Source organism: Terriglobus tenax, assembly GCF_025685395.1.
GTDB classification, from domain to species: domain Bacteria; phylum Acidobacteriota; class Terriglobia; order Terriglobales; family Acidobacteriaceae; genus Terriglobus; species Terriglobus tenax.
The window spans coordinates 589,135-600,516 of record NZ_JAGSYA010000004.1; the positions used below are offsets into that span (position 1 = coordinate 589,135).

At 59.4% G+C, this 11,382-nt stretch carries 9 protein-coding genes; 3 read left to right on the forward strand and 6 right to left on the reverse strand.

What is annotated here, in order from left to right:
- Nucleotides 1-101: 101 nt before the first annotated feature.
- The 4 genes from OHL13_RS08015 to OHL13_RS08030 are packed head-to-tail and all read right to left on the reverse strand — an operon-like array spanning nucleotide 102 to nucleotide 3,969.
- Entirely contained in the window at nucleotides 102-1,400 is a 1,299-nt protein-coding gene (locus tag OHL13_RS08015; protein WP_263409608.1) for an enolase C-terminal domain-like protein, read from the reverse strand.
- A 30-nt stretch (nucleotides 1,401-1,430) separates the two neighbouring features.
- Nucleotides 1,431-2,741, reverse strand: a complete 1,311-nt coding sequence (gene fucP, locus OHL13_RS08020; protein WP_263409609.1) for an L-fucose:H+ symporter permease — start codon at nucleotides 2,739-2,741, stop codon at nucleotides 1,431-1,433.
- Nucleotides 2,732-3,586 (reverse strand): amidohydrolase family protein, encoded by an 855-nt coding sequence (locus OHL13_RS08025; protein WP_263409610.1) that lies wholly within the window; start codon nucleotides 3,584-3,586, stop codon nucleotides 2,732-2,734. Before OHL13_RS08025 ends, fucP begins: the two co-directional genes overlap by 10 nt.
- Complete coding sequence (locus tag OHL13_RS08030; protein WP_263409611.1) at nucleotides 3,586-3,969, reverse strand: RbsD/FucU family protein; 384 nt, start codon at nucleotides 3,967-3,969, stop codon at nucleotides 3,586-3,588. Before OHL13_RS08030 ends, OHL13_RS08025 begins: the two co-directional genes overlap by 1 nt.
- A gap of 175 nt (nucleotides 3,970-4,144) precedes the next feature.
- Here OHL13_RS08030 and OHL13_RS08035 point away from each other — a divergent pair, with 175 nt between their 5' ends.
- Genes OHL13_RS08035 through OHL13_RS08045 form a run of 3 tightly spaced genes read left to right on the forward strand, consistent with a single transcriptional unit; the run spans nucleotide 4,145 to nucleotide 6,535 of the window.
- Nucleotides 4,145-4,912: an SDR family NAD(P)-dependent oxidoreductase gene (locus tag OHL13_RS08035; protein ID WP_263409612.1), complete on the forward strand. Its 768-nt coding sequence runs from the start codon at nucleotides 4,145-4,147 to the stop codon at nucleotides 4,910-4,912.
- Nucleotides 4,913-4,955: 43 nt separating this feature from the next.
- Nucleotides 4,956-5,717, forward strand: coding sequence for an L-fucose dehydrogenase (locus OHL13_RS08040; protein WP_399255441.1), 762 nt, complete (start codon nucleotides 4,956-4,958; stop codon nucleotides 5,715-5,717).
- A 29-nt stretch (nucleotides 5,718-5,746) separates the two neighbouring features.
- The gene (locus tag OHL13_RS08045) at nucleotides 5,747-6,535 is read left to right on the forward strand and encodes an IclR family transcriptional regulator (RefSeq protein WP_263409614.1); all 789 of its coding nucleotides are present in this window, start codon (nucleotides 5,747-5,749) and stop codon (nucleotides 6,533-6,535) included.
- Between the two features lie 9 nt (nucleotides 6,536-6,544).
- Here the strand turns inward: OHL13_RS08045 and OHL13_RS08050 are convergent, their stop codons facing one another.
- Together OHL13_RS08050 and OHL13_RS08055 are read right to left on the reverse strand one after the other, a co-directional pair.
- Nucleotides 6,545-8,953, reverse strand: a complete 2,409-nt coding sequence (locus tag OHL13_RS08050; RefSeq protein WP_263409615.1) for a glycoside hydrolase family 31 protein — start codon at nucleotides 8,951-8,953, stop codon at nucleotides 6,545-6,547.
- Nucleotides 8,954-9,073: 120 nt separating this feature from the next.
- Complete coding sequence (locus tag OHL13_RS08055) at nucleotides 9,074-11,251, reverse strand: winged helix-turn-helix domain-containing protein (protein WP_263409616.1); 2,178 nt, start codon at nucleotides 11,249-11,251, stop codon at nucleotides 9,074-9,076.
- Nucleotides 11,252-11,382 lie beyond the last annotated feature (131 nt).

Consider the following 11,382-nt stretch of genomic DNA (forward strand, 5'->3'; position numbering starts at 1 on the left):
GGCGCAGCGACGGACAGATTTACTCGAAAGAGGTAAAGCCCTTGCCCTCAACCGGTGTGGCCCGGGCAAGTTGCGTCTATCAGCAGCTAGAGGGGTAGCTGCTATTCACTCCAGACACTTCCCGCGGGGAAGGCGTACTGCTCCAGCGTCTCTGGCTTGACCTGGATGCTGTATCCCGGCGTTACCGGCATACGGTAGCGGCCACGTTCAATGCGGACAGGATCAAGGAAGTGCTCGTGCAGGTGGTCGACATACTCGATCACGCGGTCCTGCATGGTGCCGCTGACGCGCAGATAGTCGAAGGCCGACAGATGCTGCACGTATTCGCAAAGCCCTACGCCACCGGCATGCGGACACACCACCACACCGGCCTTCGCCGCCATCAGGATGATGGCGAGGTTCTCATTCACGCCTGCAACGCGGCAGCTGTCAATCTGGCAGACGTCAATCGCTTCGGCCTGCAGCAGTTGCTTGAACATCACGCGGTTATGGCAGTGCTCCCCTGTTGCAATACGCACGGGCTTGCACTCGCGGCGGATACGCGCGTGGCCAAGAATGTCATCCGGACTGGTGGGCTCTTCCATCCACCAAGGCTTCAGCTCCGCAAGCTGGTTGGTGCTGCGGATGGCCTCCAGAACTCCCCAGCGCTGATTGGCATCGACCATCAGCTTGTTCTCCCAGCCAATCTCTTCCCGCACAATGTGGCCGCGACGCAGGTCTTCCAGAGCATCGCCGCCGACCTTCAGTTTGAAATGTGTCCAGCCATCGGCAAGCCCTTCACGCGCCAGGCGGCGGATCTTTTCTTCGCTGTATCCAAACCAGCCCACCGAGGTGGTATACGCGGGATACCCATCGCGCAGAAGAATCTCCTTGCGCTCCGCCATCGTCTTCGCGCTCTGCTGCAGCATGGCAAGCGCCTCTTCCTGCGGCAGCAGATCGTCGATGTACTGGAAGTCGATGCAGGAGACGATCTGCTCCGCCTCCATCTCAGCCAGCAACTGCCACACGGGCTTTCCAACGGCCTTCGCCCACAGGTCCCATACGGCGTTCAACACAGCCGCCGTTGCAAGGTGGGTGACACCTTTTTCCGGGCCAAGCCAGCGGAACTGCGACTCTCCCGTCAATTCACGCGAGAACGCTCCCATATTCTCCACGATCGAAGCAAGCGAACGATTCACCAGCTTGCGTCCCAGGAACTCTACAGCCTGCACCACAAGATCCGTGCCACGGCCAAGCGTGAAGGTGAGTCCATGCCCTTCGAGACCGGTGTTGGTTTCCAGGATGCAATAAGCAGCGGAATAGTCCGGATCCTTGTTCACCGCATCGGAGCCGATTGCCTCGCGCGATGTGGGAAAGCGAAGATCGATGGTGCGTATCCGTTCAATGCGAATGTCGTTCAAGTTAGCCAGCTCCTCTTTGTGTTCGCTTTGTTATTCAGGGTTGGTCAGCAATGTCTTTGGCCTTCGCAACGCCACCACCGCATAGATGGCAACCACGACATAACAGAAGGCGGTGATACTGTAGGCTTCCGCATAGCTGCCGCGAGCGCGGGCTACCAGTCCAAGAACCGGCGGCAGCACCGCCCCACCCACCACAGACATCACCAGCATGGAGCCACCCAGCTTGGTGGCGCGTCCCAGGCCTTCAACGCCGGAGGCAAAGATGGTGGGGAACATGGGCGCGATACAGAAACTGCTAAGCACAAGGCCCACAGCGCCAATGCGGCCAGGGTGCAGAATCGCCAGCCCGATCGCGCAGCCGCTCAGCACCGCATAGCATGCCACCAGCGTCAGCGGCCTGACCCACTTCATCAGCGCGGTGGAAACAACGCGCCCAATGGCAAAGGCAACCAGGCACGCCGTTAGAAAATGTGCGGCTGTACGCTCCGGCAGAATGGTGTATTGCTTCAGATACGGGATTAACGCCGACCAGGTGGTGACCTGTCCGCCCACCGTAAAGAACTGTGCAATCACCGCGAACCACAGGTATTTGGCTGAGAGAACATCCCGGAAGCGCACCGCCTCTGTTGCCTCGCTCCGCGATGCGTCGCTTTCAAACGGAGTCCGCCAGATAAGGTAGGCCCATAGAAAAACCAGGCAGCCCAGCCCCACATACACGGGCACAACACGCATGATCTCTGTATGCAGATAGAGCGCGTAGGTGTTAGCCGCTTTCATCGCAGCCACCTGCTGCGCCGCCGGCTCAACCCCGGAGAAGATGAAGTACGTCCCCATCAGCACGCCGGTGATGGTCCCCAGCGGATTGAAGGCCTGCGAGAAATTCAGCCTTCGCTCCGCTGTCTCCGGCGTACCCGCCTGGGCAATGTAGGGATTCGATGCTGTCTCAAGAATGGCGGAGCCGCAACCGACAAAAAACAGCGCGCACAGAAAGAGAGAGTAGCGTCCCGCCAGCGCTGCAGGCCAGAAGCTGATCGTGCCGACGCCAAACAGGATAAGCCCCGCCAGCATACCGCCCTTGTACCCCTTGCGTTCCATCAGCAGAGCCGCTGGAATCGCCATGCAGAAGTACCCCATAAAGACAGAGGTCTGCACTAACTGCGCCTGGGTCGGCGTCAGCTCAAACGATTTGCGGAATTGTTGGACCAGGATGTCCGTCAGGTTATTGGACATCCCCCAGAGAAAGAACAGCACCGTCACCAGCAGGAAGGCGCGCTTCGGCCCCGGCGGGAAGATACTTCCCTTCCCCTGTCCACCATTCGCTGCCGGCGGAGTTATCTGCATGCCGCACTCCGGTCCAGGGTCGTGAGTCCGTAAAACGCAGAAGCTGAGCCGCCAAACAGCAAGGCCTGTTCATGCCCGCTCAGCTCTGAAGCAAACTGTCCGAGAAGTGTCCACCACCCGCTATAGGTTGATGCCAGCAGAACAACCGGCCAGTCGGAACCAGCCATGCACCGCTTTGGCTGAAAAGCATCCAACACGGTTTCGACATAAGGACGCAGCAAGTCTGCTGTCCAGTTTGTCCAGTCCGCTTCCGTCACCAGGCCAGAAATTTTGCAACAGACGTTCTCCCGTTTTGCCAGTTCGCGTATCTGCGAATTCCATGGCTCGAAAGCCCCATCGCGAAGATTGGGCTTGCCACAATGATCGAGCACGAAACGCTGACGAGGATGCCGGTCCACAAAGCGAATCGCTTCTTCCAGCTGATGCGCATAGACCAGCAGATCGTAAGTAAGTTCGCACGCGGTGATGTGCTGCATACCCCGATGAAACGCCTGCTGGTCGAGAAAACCCGCAGGCTCCGCCTGCACAATATGCCGCAGACCCACGAGCTTGCGACTGGCGAGAAGCGGCTCCATCTGCATGGCAAAGTCTTCGCCGGCTATCGGCGCCCATCCCACCACGCCCGCAATACGATCTGTCTGCTCTGCAAGCCCCAGCAACCAGCGTGTTTCTTCAAGCGTTTGCCTGGCCTGTACGGTGACAGCCGCGGCCACGTGCGATGCTGACATAACATTCTCAAGCTGCGGTAACAGATAGTCCTTGCGCAGCAGGCTCATCGCGTCACTGATCCACGCATACTCTGCCGTGCTGTAGTGCCAGAGATGATGATGCGCATCGATCCGCATCACGCCGACTCCAGGACCAGGTTGGCGTATTGCGTCGTATCGGCCGTGCGAATCAGACCGATGGCATGAGGCACACGCCTCTTCAACTCCACATGTGGCTCGAAAACAAGATTGCCAAGACGCGTCTCGAAGCCCTGAAGGACATGCGCAGGATTATGTTCGCGAGCCTCGGCCGCCATCCATGCCTTGCCAATGACAAAGTTCGGCAGAAGTGCATCCAATACCTGCAGCACCGTGGGAATGTTATCGACCAGGGTAAGGTCGATGGTCTCAAGCAAAGGCCAGTAAGGAAAACCACGATCCGCGATCACCAGCGTGTTGGTGTGACGCACACGCGCCAGCAGCGAGTTGAGGGAGGGGTTCAGAATTCCGGCCCGAAGCATCGTGGTCACCTCTCGCCCACAAAGAATGGGCATCGCAATGTCGTGAAGTCTAGGGATCACAGCTTGTTTTTGTCAATGAAATTATGCTTTCATTCGTAATGCATGCGGAAGCGCAATACAGTCGCCCTGCATGGTGCTTCTCTGCTACAACCATTGCGCGGGAGAAAGAACGATCATGGATGAATTCCTTCTGAGCGGACGCACGGCCGTCGTCACCGGTGGCGCCAGCGGTATCGGCCTGGCGATTGCGCAACGCTTTGTCCAGGCCGGCGCGCGCGTGGTTGTCCTTGACTTGAATGGCGACGCGGTTGAACGCGTCGTCGCATCCCTGGGGCAAGGTGTTACAGGCTTCGCCTGCGATGTTGGAGACGCGGACAACGTTGCCGATGTCTTCCGGAAGATCGACGCCTTCGGCACAACCGAGGTGCTGGTCAACAGCGCAGGCATCGCGCATATCGGTACATTGAGCAGCACTTCGCCGGAGGACCTTGACCGGCTCTATCGTGTGAATGTGCGTGGAACGTACCTGGTGATGCAGGCCGCGGTAGAGCGGATGCGAGCGGCCGGTCGTGGCGTCATTCTGAACATGGCTTCCATTGCCGCAACCAGCGGTCTGCCTGATCGTTTTGCCTACTCCATGACGAAGGGCGCCGTGCTTTCCATGACACTCTCCGTAGCGCGCGACTTTCTTGCCGACAATATCCGCTGCAACTGCATCTCACCAGCCCGCGTTCATACACCGTTTGTCGATGGCTTTCTGGCAAAGAACTATCCAGGCCGCGAGACCGAGCAGATGGCGAAGCTTGCCGCGGCGCAGCCTATCGGACGCATGGGCAAACCGGAAGAGATTGCTTTGCTCGCACTCTATCTATGCAGTGATGCCGCCAGCTTCATCACCGGTGTCGATTACCCCATCGACGGCGGCTTCGTGAACCTTCGCTAACAGGAAAGCAGGGCGAGCAGTGGATTTAGGACTTCAAGGAAAAGTGATCGCTGTAACCGGCGGCGGCGCCGGCATCGGAGAAGGCATCACCCGCGCCTGCCTGGCAGAAGGAGCCCGTGTTGTCGTACTCAGCCGCGCTTCCGAAAACGTAACGCGCTGCATCGCGGAGTTGCAGGCAAAGTCGCTGCCGGTCGAGCTGATCGAAACACAACTGGCGGAGATGGACCAGTGCCTTGCCGCCGTGGAGAAGATTCAATCCACCTACGGACAACTGGATGGCCTGGTCAACAACGCCGGCGTCAATGATGGAGTGGGACTTGCCTCCGGCTCTCCGGAGCGCTTCATGGAGAGCCTTCGCCAGAACCTGCTGCACTATTACGCTCTGGCGCACTACATGCTCCCCCTGTTGAAACAGGCGCGCGGGTCCATCGTCAATATCTCATCGAAGGTCGCCCTGACCGGCCAGGGAAATACATCGGCCTACGCCGCCGCCAAGGGTGCACAACTGGCGCTCACACGCGAGTGGGCTGCCGAACTGCTTCCCTTTGGCGTGCGCGTCAACGCCGTGCTGCCGGCAGAGGTGATGACGCCACTCTACGGCCGCTGGCTCAAGACGTTGCCGAATCCTGAAGAAGAACTGCATCGCATTGAAAGCCGCATTCCGCTGGGACATCGCATGACGACGATTGAGGAGATTGGAGCGACGACGGCTTTTCTTCTCTCGCCCACGCAGTCCTCTCACACCACCGGGCAGCACATCGTGGTGGATGGCGGCTATACGCATCTCGATCGCTCCCTGACGTAAACACACCACGCAGCCCCTATGATTTCGATATGACGCGTACGCCGAAGAAGACGACGAAAGTGAGTTATGCGACGCCAGCCCTGGAGAAAGGTCTGGATGTTCTGGAACTGCTGGCGCATGAGCCCGCCGGGCTGACCAAGAGCGAGATCGCACGCAGGCTGGACCGCACTGTCTCCGAGATCTTCCGTATGTTGGTCTGCCTGGAAGAGCGAGGCTACATCTCACAGTTGCGGGGCGACCAGTATGCCCTCACGCTCAAGCTCTTCAAACTGGTGCAGGAGCACCCACCCACGGCGCGGCTGATCGCCGAAGCCACACCCGTCATGCAGCGCTTCTCGCAGGAAACACTGCAAAGCTGCCACATGGGTGTGATTGAAAATGGCCGAATTGTCATCCTTGCCCAGGTCAACGCTCCAACCAATGTCGGCTTCTACGTCAAGCTCGGCACCAGCATCGACATCATGGAAGCATCGTCGGGATACGTCATACTTGCGCACCTGGACAGCATCCGGCTGGAGACGACACTGGCCGAGTGGAAGCGGGTCACCGGTAAGGCTCTCCCGGCGGACCTGCATGCCCACCTGGCCCGCATCCGCCGTACAGGGTTTGAGGAGCGCAAGAGCTACCAGATCCGCGGCATCCTCAATATCACCTTCCCCATCTTTGATGATCGCGGCTCAGCCGTTGGAGCACTGACTGTTCCGTACGTTGAACCCGTCGCGACATCGGTCTCGCGCGCCGATGTGGTCGCTGCCGTTCAGCGGGCAGCCAAGGAGATTACCGCGGCCATCGGAGGCCGTTTTCCGGAGCAGGTCTGATCCTCCGCGTTAGCGGACATCCACATCCGTCTCCTGGCCATTGTCATTCACGGTTTGCATCCGTGGTCCCTGCGGGCCGCCCATCACTTCCACACGAATCTGCTTCCACCATGGCTGGAAGCTTCCCTCGCGTTTGCCCAGATGCACCTTTACCGTTCCGTCGCTTCGCTGCTCGCAGGTAAAGCTCATTCTCAGGTACGCACCACGCGTGTAGGCGAAGGTGCTTCCATCGTCCTGGTAGAGCGAACCTGCACAATGATCGCCGGGATACACACGCAACGTGAGCGCTCCCTTCGGCGTTTCGCTGGTGCTCTGCATCAGCGGAGCCAACGGGAGGATGGCTCCCTCATGTACGTACACCGGCAGTTCCTCCAGCTTCGGCGTTACCATCACCGGCTTCGCCTGTGCAGCCGTATCGCGAATCTCAAGATCGCGTGCGGCCACGGCAGTGCGGCGGTCCAGCTTCGCTCCGGTCCAGTAGTCATACCAGACACCCGGCGGCAGATGAACCTCGTACGGCGCTACCTCTTCCGGTGACGGCGACGGAGCAATCAGCAGATCGGGCCCGAACATATACTCGCCTCCGCCAGCATCCAGGTCCAGCGGATGTCCATCGACCGTTGCATGCGGAAACTCCAGAAACAGCGGACGCATGATCGGCACGCCCGTACGCGATGTCTCCTCTGCCGCGGTGTACAGGTATGGCATCAGCTTGTAGCGCTCTTCAATAAAGCGGCGGCGAATCGCCTCATGCTGCGGGCCATCGACCCATGGCTCATGATCGCGCGTTCCCTTGGCTGCATGGTCGCGATCAATCGGTTGAAAGGCCGCAAGCTGCAGCCACCGCGTCAACAGGTCGGGCGAGGGCGAACCGGCGAATCCTCCCACATCGGCTCCGCTCATGGAGAAACCGCTCAGTCCAAGGTTCAGGAGTTGCGGCACCGTCTGCCGCATATGGTTCCATGTTGAACTGTTGTCGCCGGTCCATGTCGCGGCATACCGTTGTCCACCAGCATAGCTGGCGCGCGTCAGTACAAACGGCCGCTGATCGGGCATCAGCTTCAGCAACCCTTCATAGGTTGCACGCGAGTTCTCCATGCCAAAAACATTGTGGATCTCAAGATGTGTCGCCGTGCGCCGGGCAAACCCGGGCTCGTCAATGCGGTGCTGTACATCATCCGGCATAGTCTTCGTGGGATAGGTAAAGACCGCCGGCTCGTTCATGTCATTCCAGAAGCCGGCAACCTTCTGCGTGGCGAAGTCCTTGTACAAAGTGCCCCACCAGGCGCGTGTCGACTCCTGCGTGAAGTCCGGAAACACGGACGGCCCCGGCCACACCGGACCAACATACGTTGTTCCATCGGGATTCTTCACAAAGTGATCTCCCGCTGCACCACTGTCATATGGCGCGTAGCCGGCGTTCGGCAGGTGGGCGATATGCAGATCGGTGATCACCACCAGGTGGAACTGCTGACGGGCCAGGTCGCTCACCATCTGGGAGAACTTAGGGAACTTGATCTGGTCCACCGTGAATGGCCGGTTCTTCTCCTGGAAGTCGATGTCCAGGTACAGCGCATCCGCTGGAATGTGGTCGGCGCGCAACTTGTTCGCAACCTCCATCAACCGCGACTCCGGCTCATAGCTGTAACGCGACTGCTGGAAGCCGAGGCTCCACAGCGGCGGCAGCGGCGTCGGCCCGGTTAGCCACGCGTAGCTCTCCACCACGCGCTTCGGCTCCGGTCCGTACAGCAGGTAGTAGTCGATTGGCCCATCGGGAGCGCCGAAAGAGTACGCGTCCGGAAGTTCACGGCCAAAGTCGAAGAAGCTGCGCCAGGTGTTGTCGAACAGAACGCCCATCGCCGCCCCGGACTGAAAACTGATGAAGAACGGAATGCTCTTATAGATGGGGTCGGTCGACTCCTGCCAGCCGAAGCTATCCGTGTTCCACATCACGAAGGCCTGCCCGGCGCGATCCAGCGGCCCCGGCTTATCCCCCAGGCCGAAGAAGTGTTCGTCCGGAGACTTCTTCTTGCGGATGCGGAAGCGGTTCCCGGTCCACGTCACCGGTTCGCTGTCCTGCTGCAGAACATGCCCGGCCTTGTCCGCCACAGTCAGGCGGAGTTGCGCATCCACCGTTACCCGCAAAGCGCCTGTCTCAAAACCGCCGGCTGCCGGAGTCACAGCTACCTGCGCCGTTCGAGCAGTGGGCAGCACCGCCCAGGAAGCATCCTCCGGCTCATGGCCTTCGCGCCACATCCGCACGCGCAGCACATCCTCTCGCAAAGCCATGATGCGCAGCACGGTGCCCCCGGCAGAAAACTCCGCTCCGTTGAGCAGAGGTTTACCCTGCGCGGATTGGGGGAGGGCCGGAAGACAACCGAGCAGAAGTACAGCCAGGGGCAGGACACGTGTGCGCATGGTGCCAAGAAGAAGGAAGTCTCATGCCTCGCCGCAATGCTTCAGCGTGCATCTTTCCTTCAATTCTGGTTCATCCGCTAAACCACGCAGAATCAATAAGTAAACGGAAGCAATGAACGGCTACTTACCATCCAGATCCAGCATGTACAGGTTCCCCGTAGCCATTCTGGCGCGAACCAGCGGCACGTTATCCGGTGTAATTCCTGAAAAGAAGTAGTCGGCAATGTCTCCTGTACGGAAGCTGGTCAGGCTGGCTACCTCCTCCAGTTTCCCTTCGGGAACCGAAACCCGGTAGATGGGCTGGGTGTTTGCCATGAAGGCATGCAGGTAGATCGCCTTGCTGTCCGAAGACCACACCGGATCAGCCACTGAGGTCATCGCCAGCGTCTTCCAGGTGCGGGCGGCAACGTCGTAGAGCACCAGCCGGCGCTGATCCAGACTGATGGCGGCAATATAACGTCCGTCCGGCGACCAGCGGGGACTGAAGTAGCCTTCGGAGTTCGGAATGGGCTGGGTCGCATGGGTCGCCAGGTTCAGAATCTGCAGGTTCCGCGGCGTGCTCTCCATTCCCATCAGGTCGGTCACTCGGCCAAAGACCAGCAGCTTTCCATCGGCCGACCAGGACGGATCAGCGGCGTTCCGGTTCTCCTGCAACAAGGGCGTGGGACTGCCTCCATCTGCCTGAATCGAATAGAGTTGCCATGCCTTTCCGGGTTGCCGGGCCATCAGTGCCAATTGCTGGTTATCCGGCGACCACTGCGCCAGGAAGACCTGCATGGCATCCGGCGTAAGCTGAATCTTCTCCGTGCCGTCCAGCCGGGCACGCCATAAACGCCCCTGCGGATCGGTCCACGCGACCCACTGCCCATCGCGTGAATAGGAGACACGGCTGGCGTGGGTCAGAAAGGTTCGTTCCGGGAGAAACTCCTTCTGGGCATGGTTAAAGCGCTGCAGCTCAGAACGGGAATCCAGTCCGAGGAAGAAGATGCGGTGTCCATTCCGGGCAGCCACGGGAGCCTGAAAGTCCAGCGGACCGTTGGTAATCCGGGTCGGTTCGGAATGACCGTTATACCGCCACAGATCGGTGTTCCCGTCATGCGAAGACTGGAAGATGTAGAACTTTCCGTCCGGTGTCCAGACGCCGCAGCACTCCGCCGCCGGCTTTGACCAGTTGGACAGTAAAGGCTTTGGAATCCGGGAGTTCGCATCAAGCTCCCAGAGTGACTGGGTGTGCGCGATGGGATCCAGAACGGTAAACCGCAATACCTTGCCATCCGGCGACCAGCGCAGCCAGAAGGCGCGGCCTACCGGAAGGTCTGCGAACGGAGTCGATGTCCCATCCTGCAGATGCGTAATGAAGAGCTGCGAGCCGGCAGCATACAAAATACCGGAACCATCCGGCATCCACGTTGCATCGTGAGCCTTGATATTCGCGACGCGCAGAGCCGATCCGCCACCGGTGGGGATAACCCACAACGGCTGCTCCGACTCAGGCGATAAATGGCTCCGCAGCAACAACTTGGATCCATCCGGCGAAAGATCGCCAAGCGACGGCGCAGCCAGTTCGCTGGGGACGGAAAGCGGCGTGGTCTCCCCGGTATTGACGAAGACCTGCGACAGGATGGTGCGACCGTTCTCGATCTGGCCGGTAAAGATACGGACCCCGTCCGTTACGGCCGAAGGAAAGCTCTCCATCGCGGGTGCTCCGGGGGAGATGCGGCCGTCGTGCGTCAGCTGGGTAATGCGGTCTGGCTCGGCAGATCTGGGAGAAAAAACGAAGTAAAACCCGAGTCCTACAGCCGCTAAAACAGCCGTTACGGCCCCCCAAATGAGCAGGTTTTGCGCTCTTTTGGTACGAAAAAGCACCCTTTTGGAAGCATCTTGAGCGGTCAAAGCCGGCGCTTCAACCACCGTAACGGTCGTTGCCGGAGCAACCGCCGGCTTGGTGGCCGTAGGCGCGACGTAGCTTACCGGAGCAATAAACCGGTATCCCCGCCGGGCCAGCGTCTCGACAAACCGGGGGTTGTCAGCCGAGTCGCTGAGGGCTTCGCGGATCTTGTTGATGGCTGTACCGAGGGAGTGGTCAAAGTCGACAATGGTGTCCTTGCCCCACAGGCGCTCCTGGAGCTCTTCGCGGGAGACGACCTCGCCAGGGCGCTCCAATAAGATGCTGAGCACCTTGAAGGGCTGACTCTGGATTTTGATTCGGTGGCCAGCTTTCCAGAGCTCGCCAGACTGAAGATCGGCTTCATAGAGCCCAAAAGATACCCGGGTTGGGCTTTCGACCGGGGACTGCATTCTCAACTAACCTCGCGCAAATGACTGTATCACCGATAAGAAAGTGGTGTTCCATGGAGCCCTCGGGATGTTAATCGCATCCCTATAAGCGCAACAAAAATAACCAGTTACCAGATGAAGAAGAATTGAAT